This window comes from Candidatus Poriferisocius sp., from assembly GCF_965219815.1.
In the GTDB taxonomy this organism is placed as follows: Bacteria; Actinomycetota; Acidimicrobiia; order Acidimicrobiales; family Bin134; genus Poriferisocius.
On record NZ_OZ244791.1, the window covers coordinates 2,150,619 to 2,171,563 of the forward strand.

Genomic DNA, 20,945 nt, shown 5'->3' on the forward strand with positions numbered 1-20,945 from the left:
TATGGGTATACCAAAGCGTGGATTGACAAGCTCGTACGTCATCTAAGCGACCCAAGGAAGTACGAAGAGGTGGTCGGGTCCCCTCTAGCCCAGCAGTGATCTGTTTTCCTACGGGAGCCTGCCTTATTGCCGCTGTCTGCCTTTGGGAGTGGGGACGAGGGCCCTACTCATTCTCACCTTGCTAGGACCCTCTGCGATACTGGCGGCGTGTTGGACGAGGTGACGCTGGCGCGTGAGCTCATCAGGATCGTGTCTAGCGATTCGGGGCTGCCCAGGTCCGCTCGCAGCCGGGCGGCTGGCCTTCAGGCGTTGGCCACCTCCCAGGCGTCGCTCGTCTTCGATGATCTTGAGACGCTGAGGCGGCAGGTCATATCGGCTCTCCCGATGCAGCAGCCCACCTGCGACTACGCCCGGTGTGTCTCGGTCGAAGCATTCTGGTTGCACAACTTGCGGGCGGAACGCCGTGCCGCTTTTTTGACCCCGAGGAACTATCTGCACTGGCTGAGATTTCAGGGAGATCCAGCGGCTGCTGCCCTCAACGACATCTCGACAGACGACATCGTGCCAGCACCCCACTCCTGGCTGGTGCCAGCGGCCAGCATTGCAGGATTGAGCGGTCGCGGCCTGAGAGCACGTCTGAAGCTCAGCGGCAGCGAACCTCCCTACCTTGTGTTCGTATTTCCAGTAGTCGATTTGAAGGCTGCTGGTGTGGAGGTGCGTGAACCCCGCGGATTGGATGCAGTGCCCGCTCGCCATGTGCAGTGGTCGCCAGGCGATGTGCCCGACGAGCGGATCGACCAAGACATCCCGTATGCCGCCCTGGGAGGAGTAGAATGGCGACCATAGAGCAGCCCTCGCCCGCCCTGTACAGCGCGGTGCTCCACATTTTGGGCAACACCGATTCCCGCTCGCGGTCAATGTCGACCACGATGTCCGATCTGGTTGAGCACCTCACCGCCGAGCAGGCTGCCTGCCTGCCGCAGGTATTCGGCAAGGTGCTCCCGCTGTTGAGGAGAGACCCTGAACGGTTGCAGTTCGCGGCGAACCTCGCCGTTTCCTTCGACTTCTACGAGGCCGCCGCTGAGATGGCAGAGATCGCGTTGGACCAAGACGATCGCGATCTGAGGCTTGCCGCGGCCATGCTGTGCGGGAATCCGGCAGTCGACGCCCCGGTTCGCCGGCGAGTCGCCGAGGCGGTGGCCGATGATCCCTATGGCCGGATACGGATGGATCCCAGCACAGTGCCAGGCACAGAAGACGAACAGCTCTTGTATTCGCAGTGTTGGCCCGGCGTCCGCACCGAATCCTCGTCCTTCCCGCAGACCCCGGTGGCCGTGCTGGACGGGGGCTTCCCGGCCGACGATGTCCTTCGCTTCGCCGTCCACCTCGACAAAGCAGGGGCGTCGGTACGCCGCCTGTCACCTGGGGCGGAGGTCCCACATTGGTTTGGCACCCAGACGGTGCTTGTATGTCAGCCGCCTACCAGAAGCCGGGTGCTGAGCAGATACCCGGGTTTCCCCGAGCGCCAGATACTCGTCGAGCCCATGCCGACAGAAGGTCGGGAGACCGACAGGCTGCTCCGCCAGATCAACGGTGTATTGTCCGGACCCCACCGGCTTGATCTTGCTGCGGTCGGGTCGGAGGTTGAGCATGCCGTCTGGGCTCCCGATGTATTCACAGCAGGGGTCTACCCCACCAAGGAAGCGGCTTTCTTGGCCGGGACCAAACCGTCCTGGCTCAACCGCCTGGGCACGAAAGGCATCTTGCGCCCACGCCAGGCCAGAGTGCTGCTCTGGACGTTTCGAGATGTGGTTGCCGTCCGAACCTGGGTCTACTTGAACTCAGAGTCGAATCGAAGAGTCTCGAGCAAGGTCATCGGCTCTCTAGCTCGGTTTGCAGGCGATGCCAAGGCGGTTCGTCTCGGCGCCACATCTACGGGGAAGGTGCTGGTGAACAAGGGCGACGGATGGGACGATGTGGAGAGCGGTCAAAGAGTTATGGGCCTTCACATCACCGACATCGACGAGGTATTCCGACCCTTCGACTTTGGTGGTGGCACCACCCTCGGTCTGCTCCAAGCCAGCGACAACACTAAACTGCACCCGACAGTCCTCAACGGGACATACCACCTTGACGGGCACCGAATCAGTGCTAAGGCCTTGGCGAGCGTCGACACCCGTTGTCGGCGCGAAGTCATCGAGAAGGCCTATCCCGAGTTGGAGGGCAAATCGTTCGAGGACACGGTGTCAGTCGGCATGCAACTCTTGAGCGCCGCCTGACCGTGCGGCTGCTCTACGACGCAGTTCTGCCGCAGAGCCTCTCTCTTGAAGCCCCAGCGGAGGTGGAGTTCCAGCGATGGGACGGCTCTGATGTGTCAGACGCCGACCTCGTCCGCGCATCAGAGGAGAAAGGATGTCGCGGCGTGATTCTCTGGGGCCGCGACTCACTCCAACAAGCGGACTTGCGGGATACAGCCCAACAAGCCGGCGTGGCCCTCGTAGCAGTTGAGGCCGACAATCCCGTTGAAGCCAAGCAGCGAATCTTGAAGAATCTGTCGGCGTTGCGCCGAAAGCTGACGGAACATGACTGCCTACTCGTGCTCGCCAACGAGGTCCGCCCCGTTTGAGGGCCGACAGATCCTTGAATGCGAGGTTGTCTCGTATTGCGCATTAGAGGAGAGTCGGCCCATTGACGTGTCTAGGCGACCTCTTCACGGATAGGGGGCAAGGTCATTTGGGGTGGCTGCTGGTGGGAAGGCTCCGGGTGTCGATCAGAGGTGCGTAGTGCTGTTGGGCGGCCTGGGCGGTGATTCCGAGGATTTGGGCGATGCGGGGCCAAGGAGTTCCGTCGGCTCTGGCGTTTGACACGGCTTCGGTGATCTGCGATTCGTTCCTGGGGTGGGCGGCAGCCGCGCACCGGAGATAGAACTCGGCGACTGGAACTTCTTCGGCCTCTGACCAGTCGAAGGTCTCGCACCAATCCGCGACAGCATCCCAGTTGCCGCTTGCCTCGGCATCGGTGATGAGTTCTCGAAGGGATCGGGGCATGTCATTCACCTCAGAAAGTGGGCTCGTGCTGGCATCGCGTGAACGATTCTAGGGTCTTCTCCCCTTGTCGTTATTCCCACTTCCAGCATGCGACCGCCGTAATCGGCGCCAATGAGCATCAAGATACCGTCCCGATGGAAGATGCGGATCGCGTTCCGACATGCATGGCGGGCATCGTGTTCGGCGATTCCATGCCGGCGAGCGCTGTCGGCGAACTCCAGCCGAGAGAAATCTAAATACATTGATATAGCATATTATAGCGTATGAACGCGACTACCAAAGATTGGATCCAATGCATGAAACGCCCGGAGGTGCTGGTGCTTGGCGGTTGTGAGGGAGGGTGTGAGGCGGAGTCGGGGGCTTCGGGTAGCGTGGCTCGTTGTGAGTGAGGGGGGCTATCGGCCGAAGCTGATTGAAGTGGCGTTGCCTTTGGCGGCGATTAATGCGGAGGCTGCGCGGGAGAAGTCGATTCGGCATGGGCATCCTTTGAGGTTCCCCCCTTTTCGTGGAGACATGCTCTATAAGGAGGAGCTATGTCCAGACCGCGAAGAGATTATGACCGGGAGTTCCGTGATGGGGCTGTCCGGATCGTCAAGGAGACCGGCCGGCCGGTGGCCCACGTCGCCCGGGAGCTCGGCGTCAACGAGGGCACGCTCGGGAATTGGGTGCGCCGGGACCGAGACGAGCGCTCGGGCGGGCTGAGCGGCGACGAGCGGGCCGAGCTGGCCCGGCTGCGCCGCCGGGTCGCCGAGCTGGAGATGGAGCGTGATGTGCTCAAACGATCCGTGGTCCTTTGGGTCAACGAGGCGACGCGGTGACCGCAGGGTTCATCGCGGCCCAAAGGACCGACCACGGTGTGCCTCACTCTGTGGCTTGCAGAGCGCTGGGCGTGGCGGAATCCACGTTCTACAAGCACCTCGACCGGCCGCTGACCGATCGGCAGCGGCGTCGCCGGGCGCTGGACGCCGAGGTGAAAAAGGCGTTCGACGAATCGGACGGCACCTACGGGTCGCCCAGGGTGCGCGCCCGGCTGCGACGCGATGGCCTGTCGGTGTCGAAGAAGACGGTGGAGGCCTCGATGGCCCGCCAGGGCCTGTGCGCCCGCCCCAAACGCAAAAAGGGCCTCACCAGCCCCGACAGCTCCCATGCGGCCCCCACAGACCTTCTGGGCCGCGACTTCAGCGCGACAGGGGTCAACCAGAAATGGTGCGGCGACTTCAAACAGGTTCCCACCGCCGAGGGCCCGGTGTTCCTCGCGACCGTCGAGGACCTCTACTCCAGGCGCATGGTCGGCTTCGCCACCTCCGACCGGTACCCGACCGCCGAGCTGGCCAAACAGGCCATCAACACCGCGGTCGCCACCAGAGGCGGCAACGTCAAAGGCGTCATCTTCCACTCGGACAAGGGATCGCAATACACCTCAGAAGCCTTCGCCGCCGCCTGCCGGCGGCTCGGCATCTCACGGTCCACCGGAAGAACCGGCAACGCGCTGGACAACGCGCCGGCCGAGTCGTTCTTCTCCACCCTCCAACACGAGCTCATCTCACGCCGAGCCTGGACCACCAGAGCCCGGGCCCGACGAGAAATCACCCTATGGGTCCACACCTGGTACAACCAGCACCGCCTCCACTCCGCAATCGGAATGACCAGCCCCGTAGAATACGAACAGGCCCACAACCCCGACCCTCAAAAACAAACTCTCCACGATTAGGGGGGAAGCTCACTTCTACGTTGCACTTGTGGTGGGCTCGGCGGCCGTTGGCGGCGGCTCGGGCGGTGATTTGGGCGTCATTGGTGGACGATCCGTCGGGGGATGAGTCGCTGACGCCGGATGAGCAGGAGGCGGAGCGGCAACGGTTGTTTGGCATCTTGGAGCGGCTGGTGAAGTGGGAGAACTCCAATGATCCTGAGGTGCTGGCTGAGGCTCGGGCGGAGATCGACCGCTGTTTTCCGGACGGGGCGCCGCCGATCCTCGATCCGTTTGCGGGGGGCGGGGCCATTCCGCTGGAGGCGCAGCGGCTGGGTTTGAAGGCGTTGGCGGGCGACTTGAATCCGGTGGCGGTGCTGATCAACAAGGCGATGATCGAGATACCACCCCGCTTTGCCGGGATGCCGCCGGTGCATCCGGATATTGACAAGACCCTCACGACGTGGGAACGGGCGCAGGGGTTGGCGGCGGACGTGTGGGCTTATGGGCGGTGGATGCGCGACGAGGCCGAGCGGCGGATCGGACACCTGTACCCGGATGCGACGGGTCCGAACGGGGAGAAGCTGACACCGATTGCCTGGATATGGGCGAGAACGGTGGAGTCGCCTGATCCGAGTTGGTCGGGGCATGTGCCGTTGGTGGCCTCGTGGACGCTGGCCAAGCGGCCGGGCAAGCCCAAGGTGTGGATTGAGCCGGTCGTGGATCGGGCTGCGCAGACGATCAGTTACGAGATACGTGAAGGCGGCGAGCCTCTGTATGAGCGAACCTGTAGCGGTGGCGATGGAGTGTGTCTTGCGACAGGTTCAGCAATTCCGGCCACGTACATAAAGGGAGAAAGTCGCGCAGGGAGGATGGGTCAGGAACTGATCGCTGTTGTGGCTGAGGGGGACTTTGGAAGAGCGTACTGTTCGCCTAGAGCAACAGATAGAGCGGCGGCGATCGCGGAGCTACCAGTTTGGAAGCCAGAGGAATCTCTACCTCAAAAGGGTCTTGGCTTTCGAGTTCAAGCCTACGGCCTAGACGAGTGGTGGAAGCTATTCGTCTCAAGACAGCTGATGGCCCTCACCACCTTTTCAGATCTACTCGAAGATGTGGCAAGGATGGTTGAATCGGACGCTTTAGCAATGCATATGAAATCTCATGGAGTGCGACTTAGGGAGAGCGGTCGCGGTGCGACGGCCTATGTAGATGCAGTGCTTACTTATCTGTCTTTTGCGATTGATAAATGTGTTGACTACTGGTCGACGATCTGCACTTGGCATAATTCCAGAGAACTCATTCGGAACACCTTTAGCCGTCAAGCTATTCCAATGACCTGGGATTTTGTTGAGTGCAATCCTTTTTCAAAATCCAGCGGTAATTGGATGGCTATGGTCGATTGGATCGCGAAGTCCATTGGGCACCTGCCTGCTTCCGCATCCAGCGAGGTGGTCCAGCGGGATGCTCAAGCCCGTGTTCGAGAGTCTGACGGGGCTGCAATCTCTACGGATCCGCCCTACTACGACAATGTGGGATATGCCGATATTTCTGACTTCTTCTATGTTTGGCTGAGGCGGAATCTGTCGACGATTTGGCCGGACGAGTGCTCCACTCTGCGGACTCCGAAAGCAGAAGAGATGATTGCCGATCCTGGTCGTCACGACGGTCCAGCCAGTGCCAAAGCCCACTTCGAGACATCCATGGCGAAGTTCATGTCTGAACTGGCAGCAATGCAGGAGAAAAGTCAGTCGGAAGTCCCCGCCACGATTTTCTATGCCTACAAAGCGACGGAAGCCAAGGGGGGAGAAGTCCGTTCTACCGGCTGGGATACTTTCCTGCAAGCAGTTGTGGATGCTGGCCTCCAAGTAAGCGCCACATGGCCGATGCGCACGGAGTTGGCGAATAGGCCGCGAGGACTGGGCTCGAATGCCCTGGCCTCGTCCATCGTGCTGGCCTGTCGTCCACGCTCAACGTCAGCATCTTTGGCCACTCGTGGCGAGTTCATCGCAGCGCTTCGAGCGGAATTGCCGGAGGCGGTGCGGGTTCTCCAGTCGGGCAATATCGCTCCCGTCGACATGGCTCAATCGACCATCGGGCCGGGGATCAAGGTGTTCTCGCGGTACGCCAAGGTAGTGGAGGCGGATGGATCGTCGATGCCTGTGTCGTCGGCATTGTCGATCATCAATGATGTGCTGGGCGAGGTGCTCGACGGGGAGGAAGCCGAGCTGGATTCCGACACACGGTTCGCGCTCACTTGGTTCTCCGAGTTCGGCTACAACCCTGGCCCAGCAGGGGATGCCGACAGCGTGGCCAATGCCAAGAACACATCACTGGCGGGTATTGAGGAGTCGGGCATCGGCGAAGCTCGGGCGGGGAAGTTCCGGCTCTATGAGCGCTCGGAGCTTCCGTTGGGCTATTCGCCAGTCGACGATCTTCGGCGCACGGTGTGGGAGTCGGTGCAGCATCTGATCGCCGCTTTGGAGCGGTCGGAATCAGAGGCGGCTGAGCTATTGCACACCCTGGGCGGCTACGGCGAACGGGCCCGCCAACTGGCCTACCTGCTCTACCAGAAGGCCAACGACAAGGGATGGGCGGCCGAGGCCGGAGCCTACAACGGCCTCATCACCGCCTGGCCCAGCCTCCGATCCGGGGCCGATGCGACGGCCGCTGAAGCTGCGGCGCCCGTCCAAGAAGCCATGCTCTGAGGGTTCTGGACCATTGCGCGGGGTTTGTGGCCGTATTTCGACGTGCGCCGTCGCCGGCTAGTGAGATCCTGGCTGGCGGTTAGCTATGGCATGCCAACGACACTGACGTCGTGGGCGTGGGTTGCCAGTGCCGTCAGATCCTTGATGTCGTAGGTGAAGACGATCCCTCCTGGCTCTGCCATGGCGATCACCACCGCATCCACGGCTGAGCCTCGACCAGCCTTACCTCGTAGTACACTCGCCCGGCGTGCCAGCTTCTCGTGAGGTCCGTCAACCACCACGCATGCCTTCAGAAAGTGGTTGACCACCGCGTCAGTATGCTGGCGACCCGACAGGCATTCCACGAGAACGACGGACGGCACGATTGCCGGTAGAGAGTCGTGGATGTCGGTTAGGGGAGCCCCTGTTGCCAATCGCCCGCCTCGGCGCGCCAACGCGGTGACTGCCCCGGAGTCCAAAACGAGGGTGCTCAACGTTTGTTCTTATTCTTCAGGTGTTCGTCGACGGAGCGCCAAAAGGCCAGGGATTGGGCCATCTCCTCGGGGGAGGGTTCTCCATATTCCTCAAACTGTTCAGCAAGGAAGCGGTCAAATGCCTCGCGGCACTCCTGGCGGCGCTCTTCTGAGATGACGATGGGGTCGGGCACGTAGTTGGTCCACTCTTCGACCCAGTCGTCGTCGGGGTCGGTGTCGGCCTCGTTGGGGGTGACGGACTTGGTGCGATCCAACATTGTTCCTTGTCTATCGGATGGTGAATGGAAAAGCAACGAAATATGCTGTTCTTCTTTTTCTGTGTTGGTGATCGGGGGTCGGGCAGAGGATATGTCGCTGCTGCGTGGCATTGTGGGGGCGTGAGCATGCCTGACGGGGAGCGGTGCCGATGGTGATGGCCAACACCGAGCGCATCTCCAAGGCGCTTGATCTCCTGCGCGACGGGCTTCGGCCGAAGTGCGAGGACACTTGGCAGGGGTTCTATGGCGACGGGTGGCTCGACGCGGTGAACGGGCGGCTTCATTCGCCGGAGCACAGTCCCTCTGTTGACGATGCGGCTTTCTTGTTCAAGGGGATGAAGGTCACTTGGCAGGAAGTGTTCGGCCATGGGTTCCCGCCGGCGGTGCGGGCGCTGGTGTTCGAGGTGGCCGATGCCCGCAATAGCTGGGCTCATCAGAAGGCGCTTTCCACCGACGACACGGTGCGGGCACTCGATTCCATGGAGCGGCTGCTGGAGGCGTTCGGCAACCTCGAAGAGCGTCAGCAGATTCGCAGCCTGCGCCGCGACCTGATGCGCCAGATGATGGAGGAGGAGTCGCGGGCAGAGCGGCGCAAGACAGCGGCGAAGCCCACCGAGGGCCAGCCTCAGGCGGGCCTGACGCCTTGGCGCGACATCATCACCCCGCACGCTGATGTGGCCCAGGGGAGCTTCGAGCAGGTGGAGTTCGCCGCCAACCTGTTCGAGGTGCTGAGCGGCAACGCCGAGCCCGAGTACCAAGACCCAAGGGAGTTCTTCGCCCGCACCTACATAACCCAGGGGTTGCGGGACTTGCTGGTGGGTGCGGCCCGCCGGCTGTCGGGGGGCGGCGGCGACCCGGTGATCGAGTTGCAGACCAACTTCGGCGGCGGCAAGACCCACAGCCTGATCGCGCTGTACCACCTGGCGTCGGACACAGCCGCCAAGGACTTGCCCGGAGTCGGCGAGATACTCGCTGAAGAAGGGCTGTCACTCCCCGAGAACGTGTCTCGGGCCGTGCTGGTGGGCCAGATGATCTCCCCCTCGGCGACGGAGCCGGCCGAAGACGGCGTGCTGCTGCACACCCTGTGGGGGCGGATGGCCTATCAGCTCGGGGGCCGCAGCGCCTATGAGCTGGTTCGGGCCGATGATGAGGCCGGGACCAATCCGGGTGCTGCGCTTCGAACGCTGTTCCAGCAGTGTGGGCCGGCGGTGGTGCTGATCGACGAATGGGTGGCCTACGCCCGCCAGCTGCGCGACGGCGACGAGGGGAGTCGTTCTGTTGGCGGCGACTTCGACACCCAGTTCACCTTCGCCCAAGCCCTCACCGAGGCGGCCGCGGCGGTGCCCAATGTGGTGGTTCTGGTGTCGATTCCCGCCTCGGACATAGAGGTGGGTGGCGACAGGGGGCGCACGGCGCTGGAGAAGCTGAAGAACGTGGTTACCCGCACCGCCGCCCAGTGGCAGCCGGCATCGCCCGACGAGTCGTTCGAGATCGTTCGGCGGCGGCTGTTCGACCCGATTCCGCCCGACAAGGCGAGGGTGCGCGACGGGGTCATCCGGGCCTTCAGCGAGATGTACCGGGACCAGGGCAAGGAGTTCCCGTCGGGCGTTGGCGAGGCCGACTATCGCAGGCGAATGGAACTGTCGTACCCGATCCACCCCGAGCTGTTCGACCGGTTGTTCGACGACTGGTCGGCTCTCGACAAGTTCCAGCGCACCCGGGGCGCACTGCGGCTCATGGCGCTGGCCATCTCCCAGCTCTGGCAGCGCGGCGACCAGTCGCTTCTGATCATGCCCGGCAACCTGCCGATGGACTCAGGGGCGCTGGTGAGCGAGATGAAGAAGTACCTGGAGGAGGCCTGGGATCCTGTCATCAAGTCGGATGTGGACGGGGCCAACGCCCTGCCGCTGCGCATCGACAACGAGTACACTCATTTCGGCCGATTTTCTGCCGTCAGGCGAGCAGCCCGAACGGTGTACATGGGCTCGGCGCCCCGGCCTGATGGGAAGCGGGGAGTTGATCTGAAGTCGGTGGTGCTGGGTTGCGTGCAGCCGGGCGAGCCGGTTGGTCAGTTTGCCGACGCCCTCCGACGGCTGTCGGGAGAGGCCACCCACCTCTACGTGGACGGGGCCCAGTATTGGTACTCGCTCCAGCCAAACGTCACCCGGATGGCCGCCGACCGGGCGGCCTCGAACTACACAGATCTCCACGCCGACGATGAGGTGGCATCTCGGTTGAAGAACCAGCGGGAGCGCGGAGACTTCGCGGCGATTCAAGTGTTCGCCGAAGGGCCGGGTGATGTGCCTGATGACGATGAAGGGGTGCGGCTGGTGGTGCTCGCTCCCGACGCCACGCATTCATCCAACGACGAGAACTCCCCGGCAGTGGAGCTTGCTCAAGGGATCTTGGATCAGCGCCACGGTGGTCCACGGATGAACCGCAACCTGTTGGTGTTTGTGGCGGCAACCGCCAATCGACTGAGCGAGTTGCGCGACGCGGCCCGGTCGTACTTGGCCTGGCAGTCAATCGCCCACGAGCACGAGGCCCTCAACCTGACTCCACACCAGAAGAGCCAGGCAGAAAGCAAGGTGAAGGAAGTCTCACAGCAGGTGGACAGCCTCATTTCCGAGGCGTTTACCCAGGTGCTCACCCCCAAACAGGAGGCGGGTACTTCCGAAGTCGAGTGGCAGATCACCAGAGCAGCCGCCAGCGGCGATATTGGTGCCCGGGTTTCTAAGAAACTGGCCACCGAGGAAAAGTTGATCGCGACGTACAGCGGGGTCCGAGTGCGGATGGATGTTGACCGCCGTGATCTGTGGTCAGAGCGGGGCGATGTAGCGGTGGGAAAGTTGTGGGAAACCTACGCCCGCTACCCCCACATGCCAAGACTCTCGTCACCCCACGTGCTCAACTCAGCCATCAGCACAGGGACCGCCACCACGGATTGGGCCCAAGAGACTTTCGCCTACGCTGAAGCCCACGACGACTCAACATGGGTCGGTGTTCAAACCCTCCAGCACGTAAATCCAACCCCGAGCGGCCTACTCGTACGCCCCGACCGACTGCCCGATCCATCGGAACCGGAGTCCTCCGAGCAGGAAGCCCCAGAACCGTCTGCCGACACTCAATCTCCCAGCACCTCGTCCGGGACTCCTGGCCCAGCAACGAGCACCAGCCCAACCCAGTTCTACGCCCACTTCGACCTCGACCCCGTGCGCTGCATCAAAGAGCTAGGCGAGATCGCCGAGCACATCAGCTCCCACCTCGGCCCCAACGTAGAACTTGTCCTAGAAGTCCGAGCCACCAACCCCGAAGGCTTCGAGGACTCCACCCAGCGCACCGTCTCCGAAAACGCCACCAACCTCGGCGCCAAAGCGTCCGAGTTCGAGTGACTTTTTTGAGGTCGCTGAGATTTTCTGCGGCCCTTGCATGATCCTGTCGATATCTTGATATCTTCATGGGTATGGCAAAGACATCTATTGATGTAGATCGAGATATCGCTGATCAGGCCGCGGCGATTCTGGGAACGACGACGCTGAGAGAGACGGTGCACGCTTCGCTGCTGGAAATCGTAAATGCCAAGCGTCGGCTAGAGCTCGTGGCGCTCTTGAGCGAAGAGGGCAGATTCGACTTTGAAGCGGCTGAACTGGCCTGGGGCGGCGACGCGTAGTGGCCCGGGCCACTCACTTGGCCGATACGAGCGTTTTTGCCCGCCTCTCGAAGGCATCGGTGGCCGCCGCTGTTGCTCCGCTCATAGCTGAGGGGCGTATTGCCCTGTGCTCACCGGTGATATTTGAACTCGGGTTCAGCGCCCGCAGCTCAGCTGATCACGAGGCGATCATGACTCGGCTTGACGCGTTTGACGCTGTGCCGGTCACCGACGGCGACCATCATCGGGCGATCGGCATCCAACGACAACTTGCTGAGAAAGGCCAGCATCGAGCGCTTTCTCTCGTCGATGCCCTAGTTGCTGCGGTAGCTGAGGCCCGCCAGTTGATCATCTTGCACTACGACGCCGATTTCGAACTGGTTGCCGAGATCACCGGCCAGCCTCACCAATGGGTATTGGAAAGGGGCACCGCCGACTAGTTCGGTGACCCTGCTGCAAGGCTTCGACCCCTACTGCCGTCTCAGGTAGACGGTCCAGTTGGTGAGGCCTACTAGTGGTGTGTCGCAGAAATAGCGCCCTGGTTTGCGACGGCAGCAGCGTTCCTCTTTGACCGGTTCATCTCAGACGTCGCCCCGGCATTTGCTCGCTAGACGCTCACTATCTCCGAAGCGCTGATCAGCTGCGGGCGAAGGCTAGAAGTGGGTTGATTTCGCCAGCGTCGGCGTGTTGCAAAGCGCATTGGTAGGCCTTGCGGAGGTCGCTGGTGGGTAGGTCGAGGAAGCGGCCCCAGGTGAAGGGGTCGGTACCGAGGGCGCTAGCTAGGTAGTCGGCGGCGATGCGTCCGTGGCGTCCGTTGCCGTTGCGGAACGGGTGGATGGCGACGAGTCTGTGGTGGAATCGAACGGCGATTTCGTCGATAGCGAAAGTCTCTGAGTCGATCCACCAGATGACGTCGTCGGTGAGCGAGCGCACGGCAACGGCGACCTGGGTGGGCTCGATGCCGATGTTCGTCTCACGCGTTCGGTATTGGCCGGCCCAATTCCAGACTTGGCCGAACATAGCGTTATGCAGGTCGCGGAGATACTTGTCGTCGAGCAATTCGTCTGTTCGTGGAGGGCGGCGCAGCAGGGCCTGGGCGATGTTTCGCTGCTCCGCGTCGTATAGGTCGCCTCGGGTTGCGATGTAGCTCGGGATCAATCCATCGTGATCTTCAGGAGAAAGCTCAGTGTGGCCTTCTCCTATGGGCATTAGGGCATCGGTCACTGTGAGGCGACTGGCTCCTCAGTCCACAGACCACGCCGCCCAGCGAGTAGAACAGCCAACTCTTCGATTTGGTCGGCTAGTTCTTTGTTGCTGACAGCTTGATCTTCGAGCCGGCTGTGCTGCGAAATTGCTTCTAGATGCTGAATTGCTCTGTGCCTGGCTTGGTTCATGAGGATTTCCTCGAGGGTGGTGTCGGGGATGAGGGCGTAGACCAGTTGGCAGTTCATGGCCTGGGCGACGCTCTCCAGGGTCTTCAGCCGGATGGTGTCGTGCTGTTCGCTGCGTTCGATTTCGCTGATGGTCTGCTGGCGGACTCCCACTCGGGAGGCCAGTTCACTGGCGCTCATGCCGAGGGCGTCGCGAATAGCCCGGATCCACCCTTTGTGGGGGCGAGCCAAGTCGCCAGGGGAGGGGATGCTCTTGAGTCGGTCGTCTAGGCGGTTGCGGGCCAGTTCGGAATTCTGCACACGACATAGGGTACAGGTTAATCCCTGTAGTATCAATCGCAATAAACAGGTCATAACCTGTTTATTTACTGCCGTCTCAGATACACGGTCCAGTTGGTTAGGCCCACTAGGGCGCCGCCGATGATGTTGCCGAGGGTGACGGCCACCAGATTGTGGGCCACCCAGCCGAAGTTGAGGCGGTCGATCTGGTCGGTGGTGAGGCCGGCGGCGGCTAGGGCATCTGCGTCGGTGGATACCAGCCAGCCCAGCGGCAGGAAGAACATGTTGGCGATGCTGTGCTCGAAGCCGGCGGCCACGAAGGCGGTTATGGGCAGGATGATCCCGATCATCTTGTCCACCAGCGAGCGGCCGGCCACCGCCATCCACACCGCCAAGCACACCAGCATGTTGGCCAAGAGCCCCCGCACGAATGCGGTGCCAAAGCCTAGGTTCACTTTGTCGTTGGCGATCTGAATGGTACGCGCCGAGAACGAGTAGTCAGCCTGGGCCCACCATCGGCTGAAGTAAAGCAGAAACACGATCACCAGAGCGCCGATGAGGTTGGCCACGAAGGCCAGCGCCCAGTTGCGCGAGAGGTCGCGCCCGCTGATGCGCCGGCTGAAGAAGCTGGCCACCATCAGGTTGTTGCCGGTGAATAGCTCCGACCCGGTGACCACCACCAAGAACAGCCCCAGCGAGAAGCCCACACCGATGAGCAGTCGGGCCGGGCCGGTTCCCAGCTCCGGGCTGACCGCGATGGTCAGGGCGAACACGCCGCCCAGGGCGATGAACGCGCCGGCCATTATGCCGAGGATTGTGGTCTGGGCCAGATCGAACTTGGCCTTGCCGATTCCGGCCCGTTTGATCTTCCGGGCAATCTCCTCCGGGCTCAGGGCTTCTGACATATCCCTATTCTTACTCAACTACCGTGTAGGACATGGCTGAACCGGCTGTCGAGACGGAGTTTTCTGCCGGGGGCGTCATCTCCGACTCCCGCTACCTCGCCGGGGCGGTGGAGGCATTGCGCAGCGCCTGTGCTCATATAGGGGAGGCGGCCGATGCCGCCCAGCGGGCTGGCTTCTTCGCTGATATCGCCGGATGGAACGATGAGGCCGACGCCTCCGCCCACGATGCAGACAAGGCCGCAGTGTTGGCCATGGCCGAGGCCCTGCGGGCCAAAGGGGCGGTTGCCTCCTATGCCGATGCCGCCCGCAGCACGCTGGCCGAGGTGACCGCCGCCTTCGCCGCGTCCGACTCGCCCACCAGCGCCATTGTCGGCGCGGGGGCTGGAGATGCCGATGCCGCCGACGGGGAAACGGAGGAGAAGAGCGAGTTCTCCGGGCACTTGGCCAGCGCCCTGGTCGCCTTGGTGGAAGAACGGGAGAGGGATGCCGATCTGGACTCCGATGAAGCCGGCTACGTGAAGATGGCCCAGACCCTCACCGTTTTGGCCGATGCCCGTCAGGCCTATCGAGACGTGGACGAGGCCCTCATCTTGCTGGCCAACGCTCGAACCGCCTATCTCAAGGAGTTGGAGGCCGCCTCCCAAACCGCCCTGGCCGCCGATCTCAAGACCGCGGTGGACGATGACATCAACTCGTCGTCTGTCGGCAAGTATCGCTCCGCGCTGACCTCGCTGGCCGTAACCCGAACGGCGTACAACGCGGCGGTGGCCGACGATCTGTGGGCCGCCTTGGCCGAGGCCCGGGTCAACCTGGTCGCGGCCACTGCCACTGCTTTCGAGATTCAAGTTGTCGCGGGCGACCGCGACAGCACCGACGACGTCCACTCCGCATCAGCCCTGGCGTATTCGTTCAGCGACTCGGAGACCCCGACGGATGTATACGACACCGCCCGAGACGTCGTCATCGAGGCCAAGGAGTTCCGGCGCCGGGCCCAGGTGGCCTGCGACGCGGTCGATGCCCTGCTGGTTGAGAACCGGGCGGTGGCCGCCGACGCCTTGATCGAGGCCCAAGCGTTGATCGGCACGGGGGCACTCGTTGAGGTCCGGGCCGCCTATGAGATAGCCAGCGCGGCGATGGACTCCCTGTTCGGGGCTCGGGCCGCCTTTGAGGTGGGGTTCGACTTCACCCTTCCCGAGGTTTTCGGAGACTTTGAGTTCTGAGTCTGAGGTGTGCGAAGGCTCTACAGCGCCACGCCCACCAGCACTGCGCCAATGGAGGTCACGCCCGACAGCGAACCCATCATGGCGATGCGGCGACGGTCGGTGGCCTTGGTGTGCAGCCAGGCGGTCACGCCGGTGGCAATCACCAGTACCAGCTTGATGGTGAGGGTGATGTGGTAGCTGTTGGCCGCATCTTCGAACTCCACCTCGAGCAGGTTCCACAGTCCGGACAGCACCGCCAGCCAGAAGAACGGCCACGCCACCCGGGCGAACTGCTGGGCGGCGACCTGGGTGGCCTCGGGACCAATCTTCCGCAGGGCCGGCACCAAAGCGGCCACTATCACCTGGCCTCCCACCCACACCGCTGCGCCGAGGATGTGGAGGAAGACTCGGAACGTGTCGAGGTCCCAATTGGCTTCGATCATGGGCTCAACTTAGTGGTCGGGCTAGTTGGGGTTGGTACCGTCGCGCCATGAGCATCGACCGGGCCGTCTATCAGCAAGCCCTAAGGTCCGACGGCGAGGCCATCGCCGCCGCCGGACGGCGAGAAATCGGCGCCGCGGTGCCTACGTGCCCCGGCTGGACCGTGCACAAGCTGCTGGCCCACGTGGGCCGGGTGTACCGATCGGTGGGGCGCCACGTGGCCGAGCGGGCCACCGAGATGATCCCCGCCGACGAGATCCCCCGTCCCCCCGAGGGCGACGCCATCGTGGAGTGGTTCGAGGAGGGACACCGGTTCGTGCAGGAGGCGCTTGACGGGGCCGACTCAGATGAGGCGGTTTGGAGCTGGGCGGGCCAGAACACCATGGCGTTCTACTTCCGGCGCATGGCCCATGAGACGGCGGTACACCGCTGGGATGCCGAGGCGGCCTTCGGCGACCCCGGCCCCATCGACTCCGATTTGGCAGCCGACGGAGTGAGCGAGCTCTTCGAAGTAGTGCTGCCGTTCGCGGTGGCCAACTGGGAGATGACCCTGCCTGACGCCAGCATGCACCTGCACCGCACCGACGGAGAAGGGGAGTGGCTGCTGGTGAACGACGGCGGCCGAATCAAGATGAGTCTCGAGCACGCCAAGGGCGACGCCGCGGTGCGGGCCAGCGGCACCGACCTGCTGCTGCTGTCGTGGGAGCGTATCGGCCTCGACAGTCCCGGTGTGGAGACCTTCGGCGACGCCGACGCCGCCCGAGCCTGGTTCGCCCTGTCCCGCTAGAGCCGCCAAGCAATCCAACCATGGCCGACGAATCATCCCCTCCGGCACCGATGCCGTCGGTCCCCACCCGGGCCGATGCGTTCGACCAGTACATGCCGATCGTGCTGTTCTTGGTGCTCAACAGCGCTTTCGGCTTGATCCCCGCCATTGCCGCCATGACGCTGTGGGCCGTCAAGGCCCAGATCAGCCGCTACCGCCGGGGGCTGCCCCTCGGTCGGGTTATGCCCATCATCGTCGTCTACCTGCTGATCCGAGGCACTTTCGGCATCATCTACGACAGCGAAGACGTGTATTTCGGCATCGGAATCTCGGCCAAGGCACTGGCCGCCCTGGCCCTGCTGGTGTCGGCGGGCTTGCGGCGCAACGCCACCGGATACGCCCTGCCCTATCTCGTGCCGATCAACCCGGACACCAAGTCCCACCCCGAATACCGAGCTGCCACCCGGCGAGTCTCTGTCGTAGTGGCCATTATCGTGTTCGCCAGTGCCGGATTCGACACCTGGCTTTTACAGAACGCCTCGGTCAACAAGTTCGTGCTTATCCGCTTGGGGGTCAACTGGGGGGCATCAATAGCCACGATTCTGGGTATGGGCCTGTATCTCGATCGCCGCTTGCGCCGCATCCCCAGCTTCCCCGGCATGATGCCCCTCATTGAGCGGCGACTGAAGGACTTCGGCATGAACCCGCCGCCCTCTGCCGACGGGTGACTCCACGCTGGGGTGACCGGCTGGCATCCGTGTTACTAGAGTCTCGGCTATGGGAGAGAATAACTGGGGAAGATGGGGCGACGAGGATGAGCGGGGGGCGCTGAATCTGCTCACCCCCGACGTGGTGAAGCAGGCCAGTGCGTCGATCACCACCGGCAAGGTGTATCCGCTGGGCATTCCCATCCAGTCGCAGGGCGTTCCCATCATGGACTACCGAGGCACGCCAATGCGGCTCACCCTTCAGAACGCCTCCGACGAGGGGATCTACGCGGCCTACGGCTGCCACGACGGCACCGGGGCCCATGAGGACGTGCTGGTGTTCGCCTCCCACACCACCAGCCACATGGATGCCCTTTGCCATGTGTACGGCCAAGACAAGCACTACAACGGCTTCTCCAAAGAGGCCATGAAGACCCACACCGGGGCTTCCCGACTGGGCATCGAGAAGGTGGGCGCCATCGCCGGTCGGGCTGTTCTGCTCGACATGGTGGCCCACATGGGCGCCGACAAGTGGCTGGAGGCGGGCACGCCGATCAGCGGGGCCGACATGGCCGCCTGCGCCGAAGCCCAGGGCACACCGGTGCGGGCCGGCGACATCGTGCTGATCCGCACCGGCTACCTCGACATGTGGTGGTCGATCGAGGCCGACCCCACCGCCGAGCAGCCCTTCGCCCAGCCGGGCATCAACAACGACGGAGCCGAGTGGTTGATGGCCCACGACGTGGTGGCCGTGGGGTCGGACAACGCCGCCATCGAGGTCATCCCGTTCGACGAGAACGACTTCCTCACCGTCCACAAGATCCTGCTGGTGGGCGCGGGCATCTACATGCTGGAGTTCTTGAACTTCTCTGAGATGGCCGCCGACGGGTGCCACGAGGGCTTCATGACCGTGTCCCCTCTCAACGTGACCGGGGCCACCGGCAGCCCGATCAACCCCGTGGTAATCGGGTAGAACCCGCCCATGCCCGAGATGGCCGGAGGAGGCCTGCTGGGCACCCCTGATGGGGCGGTGCTCGACCAGGTGCGAGTGCTGGAGCTCACCCGCACCATCGGCGGGGCCTACACCGCCAAGCTGTTCGCCGATGCCGGGGCCGAGGTCATCATGATCGAGCCCCCCGGCGGCGACCGAATGCGGTCGTGGTCGGCATCGGGCTCGCCCGCCGGCGGCGATTCCGGAGACGGTGCGTTCTTTCAGTTCCTCAACGCGGGCAAGCGCAGCATCGTGATCGATTTGGACGATTCCGGGGGCCGGGACCGGTTCCTGGAGCTGGCTGCCACCGCCGATCTGGTGGTGGAGGATTTGGGGGCCGGGACCGTCGAGTCGATGGGGCTGGGCCACGCCGAGTTGGTCGAAAGAAACCCATCCTTGGTGTTGCTGTCTATCTCTCCCTGGGGCCGCGGGGGACCATGGGACCATCGCCCAGCCAACGAGTTCACCCTCCAATCCTGGGTGGGCTCCACCCACAGCCGGGGCATTCCCGGGGAAATGCCCCTTGGGGTGGGGGGCAAGCTTGGGGAGTTCCTGACGGCGGCAAACGCAAGCGCACTGGGACTGGCCGCCCTGATGTCTGCCAGACGAGACAGCGCCCAGGGCGAGCATGTGGACATCTCGGCCTACGAGGCCATGACCACCAGCTTCATTGTCTATGCCCACCTCTACGCCACCTACGCCCCCGAATCCCGCACTGGGGCCACTCGCTCCATCGAGATCCCGTCGATAGAGCAGGCCAAAGACGGCTGGGTGGGTTTCTGCACCATCACCGGCCAGCAGTTCAAGGACTTCTGCGTGGTCATCGACGACCCCGAAATGGCCGACGATCCGAAGCTGTCCAGCGGCGACGGCCGGATGGACAACCGCAACGAGGTTTGGGAGCGCATCGCGCGCTACACCAAAGCCCACACTGTGGATGAGATCGTAGAGAAGGCCACCTTGCTGCGGGTGCCGGTGGCCCCTATCGGCGACGGCAGCCGGGTCGCCCAAATCGACCACTTCGCCGAGCGGGGTGTCTACGTGCAGAACCCCGGCGGGTTCACCCAACCTCGAGTGCCCTACAAGCTCGGTTCTCGACCGTCTCGCCCAGTGCCGCCTGCTCCCGCCTTGGGCGAAGCCGGCGATGACCTGCCCGGGGCGCCGGTGGATTCGAGTCGAGCCTCAGGTCCGCGGCCGGCCCGTACCGAGCCGTCGCTTCCGCTGGCCGGACTCCGGGTTTGCGACCTGGCCACCTTCTGGGCCGGGCCGGTGGCATCGTGTCTTTACTCTGCCTTGGGCGCCGACGTCATAAAGGTGGAGTCCATCCAGCGGTGCGACGGGATGCGCTATGCCAGCGGACTCCAACGCGAAGACTTGTGGGAGTGGAGCCCAGTTACCCACGGGGCCAATACCGGCAAGCGGTCGGTGACGCTGGACTTGTCCACCGACGACGGCTTGGCCCAGGTGAAGCGGCTGGTTGAGATCTCCGACATCGTGATCGAGAACTACTCCCCCCGGGTGGTGGAGAACTTCGGCTTGGACTGGGACGAGGTTCACCGGCTGAACCCCAACGCCATCATGGTGCGGATGCCGGCCTTCGGGCTCGATGGACCGTGGCGCGATCGCACCGGATTCGCCATGACTATCGAGCAGGCCAGCGGTTTGGCCTTCCTCACCGGCGATCCCGAGGGCCGGCCACTCGTCCCCCGGGGGATGTGCGACCAGCTCGGCGGGATGCACGCGGTGTTCGCCACCCTGCTGGCCCTCGAGCACCGGGCCCAAACCGGGGAGGCGCAGTTGGTGGAGGTTCCCCTGATTGAGGCTGGGTTGAATGCGGCAGCCGAGCAGGTGATCGAGTGGACCGCCTACGGACAGCTCCTCCAACGCCAGGGCAACCGCTCGCCCTACGCCGCTCCCCAGGGCATCTACGCCGCGCCAGGCGAAGACCAATGGGTGGTGATCTCGGTGGACGACGATGCCCAATGGCCCGCATTGGCCCGCCTCCTTGGCCGTGAGGATTGGGTGGCCTGGGCCAGCCGTGACGAGCGCCATGTCCACCACGACGAGATCGACGCCGCCATAAGCGCATGGGTGGCCGAGCGGGACCGGGATGCCGCCGTGGACGAGCTCCTTGAAGCCGGTGTGCCCGCCGCCCCGGTTATCAGCGGCCGGGAGTCGGTTGACAACCCCCAGCTTGTCGCCCGGGGCCACCAACAGTGGATGGACCACGTAGTTGTTGGTCGAGTCCCTTATCCCAGCTTCCCCGGCCGTTTCAACGGGAAGTACCACCCCCTGAAGCGCCCCGCCCCCACTCTGGGAGAGCACAACGAGGAGATCTTGCGCGACGTGCTCGGCCTCGACGCATCCGAGATCGCCCGCCTAGCCGAAACCAAAGTCATCGGCACCCGCCCCGTCTACTAGTGCTGAAGGCGACTCCGGGCTGAG

Annotated in this window: 21 protein-coding genes and 1 pseudogene; 15 read left to right on the plus strand and 7 right to left on the minus strand. The window is 63.4% G+C overall.

The annotated features are described in order from the left end of the window. The first annotated feature begins 207 nt into the window (after positions 1–207). Genes ACOQPI_RS10320 through ACOQPI_RS10330 form a run of 3 tightly spaced genes read left to right on the plus strand, consistent with a single transcriptional unit; the run spans position 208 to position 2,626 of the window. Positions 208–846: a hypothetical protein gene (locus ACOQPI_RS10320; RefSeq protein WP_420619564.1), complete on the plus strand. Its 639-nt coding sequence runs from the start codon at positions 208–210 to the stop codon at positions 844–846. Continuing rightward, positions 834–2,279 carry a hypothetical protein gene (locus tag ACOQPI_RS10325; protein WP_420619565.1) on the plus strand — a complete coding sequence of 482 codons (1,446 nt, stop codon included), beginning with the start codon at positions 834–836 and terminating at the stop codon, positions 2,277–2,279. Before ACOQPI_RS10320 ends, ACOQPI_RS10325 begins: the two co-directional genes overlap by 13 nt. Before the next feature lie 2 nt (positions 2,280–2,281). After that, the gene (locus tag ACOQPI_RS10330) at positions 2,282–2,626 is read left to right on the plus strand and encodes a hypothetical protein (protein ID WP_420619566.1); all 345 of its coding nucleotides are present in this window, start codon (positions 2,282–2,284) and stop codon (positions 2,624–2,626) included. A 103-nt stretch (positions 2,627–2,729) separates the two neighbouring features. On the opposite strand, the gene ACOQPI_RS10335 is transcribed toward ACOQPI_RS10330, so the two are convergent. Then, entirely contained in the window at positions 2,730–3,047 is a 318-nt protein-coding gene (locus ACOQPI_RS10335) for a hypothetical protein (RefSeq protein WP_420619567.1), read from the minus strand. 381 nt (positions 3,048–3,428) lie between these two features. On the opposite strand from ACOQPI_RS10335, the pseudogene ACOQPI_RS10340 reads away from it, so the two are divergent. From ACOQPI_RS10340 to ACOQPI_RS10355, 4 genes and pseudogenes are all read left to right on the plus strand, one after another. Then, positions 3,429–3,533, plus strand: a pseudogene (locus ACOQPI_RS10340) (DUF1156 domain-containing protein); the annotation flags it as partial. 47 nt (positions 3,534–3,580) lie between these two features. Then, a complete protein-coding gene (locus ACOQPI_RS10345) occupies positions 3,581–3,865 on the plus strand; it encodes a transposase (RefSeq protein WP_420618060.1) in 285 nt (94 codons plus the stop codon). A gap of 50 nt (positions 3,866–3,915) precedes the next feature. Further along, positions 3,916–4,758 (plus strand): IS3 family transposase, encoded by an 843-nt coding sequence (locus tag ACOQPI_RS10350; RefSeq protein WP_420621024.1) that lies wholly within the window; start codon positions 3,916–3,918, stop codon positions 4,756–4,758. Continuing rightward, positions 4,641–7,439, plus strand: coding sequence for a DUF1156 domain-containing protein (locus tag ACOQPI_RS10355; protein ID WP_420619568.1), 2,799 nt, complete (start codon positions 4,641–4,643; stop codon positions 7,437–7,439). Before ACOQPI_RS10350 ends, ACOQPI_RS10355 begins: the two co-directional genes overlap by 118 nt. Positions 7,440–7,522: 83 nt before the next feature. On the opposite strand, the gene ACOQPI_RS10360 is transcribed toward ACOQPI_RS10355, so the two are convergent. Both ACOQPI_RS10360 and ACOQPI_RS10365 read right to left on the minus strand, forming a co-directional pair. Further along, positions 7,523–7,912: a hypothetical protein gene (locus ACOQPI_RS10360; RefSeq protein ID WP_420619569.1), complete on the minus strand. Its 390-nt coding sequence runs from the start codon at positions 7,910–7,912 to the stop codon at positions 7,523–7,525. Next, entirely contained in the window at positions 7,909–8,169 is a 261-nt protein-coding gene (locus ACOQPI_RS10365; protein WP_420619570.1) for a hypothetical protein, read from the minus strand. The genes ACOQPI_RS10360 and ACOQPI_RS10365 overlap by 4 nt, the downstream gene beginning before the upstream one ends. A 149-nt stretch (positions 8,170–8,318) precedes the next feature. Here ACOQPI_RS10365 and ACOQPI_RS10370 point away from each other — a divergent pair, with 149 nt between their 5' ends. From ACOQPI_RS10370 to ACOQPI_RS10380, 3 genes are all read left to right on the plus strand, one after another. Then, positions 8,319–11,561 (plus strand): DUF499 domain-containing protein, encoded by a 3,243-nt coding sequence (locus ACOQPI_RS10370; RefSeq protein WP_420621025.1) that lies wholly within the window; start codon positions 8,319–8,321, stop codon positions 11,559–11,561. 71 nt (positions 11,562–11,632) lie between these two features. Further along, entirely contained in the window at positions 11,633–11,839 is a 207-nt protein-coding gene (locus ACOQPI_RS10375) for a DUF2191 domain-containing protein (protein ID WP_420619571.1), read from the plus strand. Continuing rightward, positions 11,839–12,258, plus strand: coding sequence for a PIN domain nuclease (locus ACOQPI_RS10380; RefSeq protein ID WP_420619572.1), 420 nt, complete (start codon positions 11,839–11,841; stop codon positions 12,256–12,258). Before ACOQPI_RS10375 ends, ACOQPI_RS10380 begins: the two co-directional genes overlap by 1 nt. A 196-nt stretch (positions 12,259–12,454) precedes the next feature. On the opposite strand, the gene ACOQPI_RS10385 is transcribed toward ACOQPI_RS10380, so the two are convergent. The 3 genes from ACOQPI_RS10385 to ACOQPI_RS10395 all read right to left on the minus strand — a co-directional run bounded on the left by ACOQPI_RS10385 (position 12,455) and on the right by ACOQPI_RS10395 (position 14,393). Next, positions 12,455–13,042, minus strand: coding sequence for a mobile mystery protein B (locus tag ACOQPI_RS10385; protein ID WP_420619573.1), 588 nt, complete (start codon positions 13,040–13,042; stop codon positions 12,455–12,457). Continuing rightward, the gene (locus ACOQPI_RS10390) at positions 13,039–13,509 is read right to left on the minus strand and encodes a mobile mystery protein A (protein ID WP_420619574.1); all 471 of its coding nucleotides are present in this window, start codon (positions 13,507–13,509) and stop codon (positions 13,039–13,041) included. Before ACOQPI_RS10390 ends, ACOQPI_RS10385 begins: the two co-directional genes overlap by 4 nt. Positions 13,510–13,574: 65 nt before the next feature. Beyond that, on the minus strand, positions 13,575–14,393 hold the full coding sequence (locus tag ACOQPI_RS10395; RefSeq protein ID WP_420619575.1) for a formate/nitrite transporter family protein: 819 nt from the start codon (positions 14,391–14,393) through the stop codon (positions 13,575–13,577). Positions 14,394–14,425: 32 nt separating this feature from the next. On the opposite strand from ACOQPI_RS10395, the gene ACOQPI_RS10400 reads away from it, so the two are divergent. Further along, positions 14,426–15,613, plus strand: coding sequence for a hypothetical protein (locus ACOQPI_RS10400; RefSeq protein ID WP_420619576.1), 1,188 nt, complete (start codon positions 14,426–14,428; stop codon positions 15,611–15,613). 20 nt (positions 15,614–15,633) lie between these two features. On the opposite strand, the gene ACOQPI_RS10405 is transcribed toward ACOQPI_RS10400, so the two are convergent. Beyond that, entirely contained in the window at positions 15,634–16,038 is a 405-nt protein-coding gene (locus ACOQPI_RS10405; protein ID WP_420619577.1) for a hypothetical protein, read from the minus strand. A gap of 47 nt (positions 16,039–16,085) precedes the next feature. Between ACOQPI_RS10405 and ACOQPI_RS10410 the strand changes: the two genes are divergently transcribed. Genes ACOQPI_RS10410 through ACOQPI_RS10425 form a run of 4 tightly spaced genes read left to right on the plus strand, consistent with a single transcriptional unit; the run spans position 16,086 to position 20,921 of the window. Continuing rightward, a complete protein-coding gene (locus ACOQPI_RS10410; protein ID WP_420619578.1) occupies positions 16,086–16,823 on the plus strand; it encodes a maleylpyruvate isomerase family mycothiol-dependent enzyme in 738 nt (245 codons plus the stop codon). 20 nt (positions 16,824–16,843) lie between these two features. Continuing rightward, entirely contained in the window at positions 16,844–17,530 is a 687-nt protein-coding gene (locus ACOQPI_RS10415; RefSeq protein WP_420619579.1) for a hypothetical protein, read from the plus strand. A gap of 49 nt (positions 17,531–17,579) precedes the next feature. Next, a complete protein-coding gene (locus ACOQPI_RS10420; RefSeq protein WP_420619580.1) occupies positions 17,580–18,482 on the plus strand; it encodes a cyclase family protein in 903 nt (300 codons plus the stop codon). 9 nt (positions 18,483–18,491) lie between these two features. Beyond that, positions 18,492–20,921 (plus strand): CaiB/BaiF CoA transferase family protein, encoded by a 2,430-nt coding sequence (locus tag ACOQPI_RS10425; RefSeq protein ID WP_420619581.1) that lies wholly within the window; start codon positions 18,492–18,494, stop codon positions 20,919–20,921. The last annotated feature ends 24 nt before the right edge of the window (positions 20,922–20,945 follow it).

What these genes read in the sequence shown, in the direction of transcription:
- ACOQPI_RS10325 (WP_420619565.1), top strand. Translation starts at nt 834, where the DNA reads ATGGCGACCATAGAGCAGCCCTCGCCCGCCCTGTACAGCGCGGTGCTC.
- ACOQPI_RS10335 (WP_420619567.1), bottom strand. Translation starts at nt 3,047, where the DNA reads ATGCCCCGATCCCTTCGAGAACTCATCACCGATGCCGAGGCAAGCGGC.
- ACOQPI_RS10345 (WP_420618060.1), top strand. Translation starts at nt 3,581, where the DNA reads ATGTCCAGACCGCGAAGAGATTATGACCGGGAGTTCCGTGATGGGGCT.
- ACOQPI_RS10355 (WP_420619568.1), top strand. Translation starts at nt 4,641, where the DNA reads ATGGGTCCACACCTGGTACAACCAGCACCGCCTCCACTCCGCAATCGG.
- ACOQPI_RS10365 (WP_420619570.1), bottom strand. Translation starts at nt 8,169, where the DNA reads ATGTTGGATCGCACCAAGTCCGTCACCCCCAACGAGGCCGACACCGAC.
- ACOQPI_RS10370 (WP_420621025.1), top strand. Translation starts at nt 8,319, where the DNA reads ATGGTGATGGCCAACACCGAGCGCATCTCCAAGGCGCTTGATCTCCTG.
- ACOQPI_RS10375 (WP_420619571.1), top strand. Translation starts at nt 11,633, where the DNA reads ATGGCAAAGACATCTATTGATGTAGATCGAGATATCGCTGATCAGGCC.
- ACOQPI_RS10395 (WP_420619575.1), bottom strand. Translation starts at nt 14,393, where the DNA reads ATGTCAGAAGCCCTGAGCCCGGAGGAGATTGCCCGGAAGATCAAACGG.
- ACOQPI_RS10400 (WP_420619576.1), top strand. Translation starts at nt 14,426, where the DNA reads ATGGCTGAACCGGCTGTCGAGACGGAGTTTTCTGCCGGGGGCGTCATC.
- ACOQPI_RS10405 (WP_420619577.1), bottom strand. Translation starts at nt 16,038, where the DNA reads ATGATCGAAGCCAATTGGGACCTCGACACGTTCCGAGTCTTCCTCCAC.
- ACOQPI_RS10410 (WP_420619578.1), top strand. Translation starts at nt 16,086, where the DNA reads ATGAGCATCGACCGGGCCGTCTATCAGCAAGCCCTAAGGTCCGACGGC.
- ACOQPI_RS10415 (WP_420619579.1), top strand. Translation starts at nt 16,844, where the DNA reads ATGGCCGACGAATCATCCCCTCCGGCACCGATGCCGTCGGTCCCCACC.
- ACOQPI_RS10420 (WP_420619580.1), top strand. Translation starts at nt 17,580, where the DNA reads ATGGGAGAGAATAACTGGGGAAGATGGGGCGACGAGGATGAGCGGGGG.
- ACOQPI_RS10425 (WP_420619581.1), top strand. Translation starts at nt 18,492, where the DNA reads ATGCCCGAGATGGCCGGAGGAGGCCTGCTGGGCACCCCTGATGGGGCG.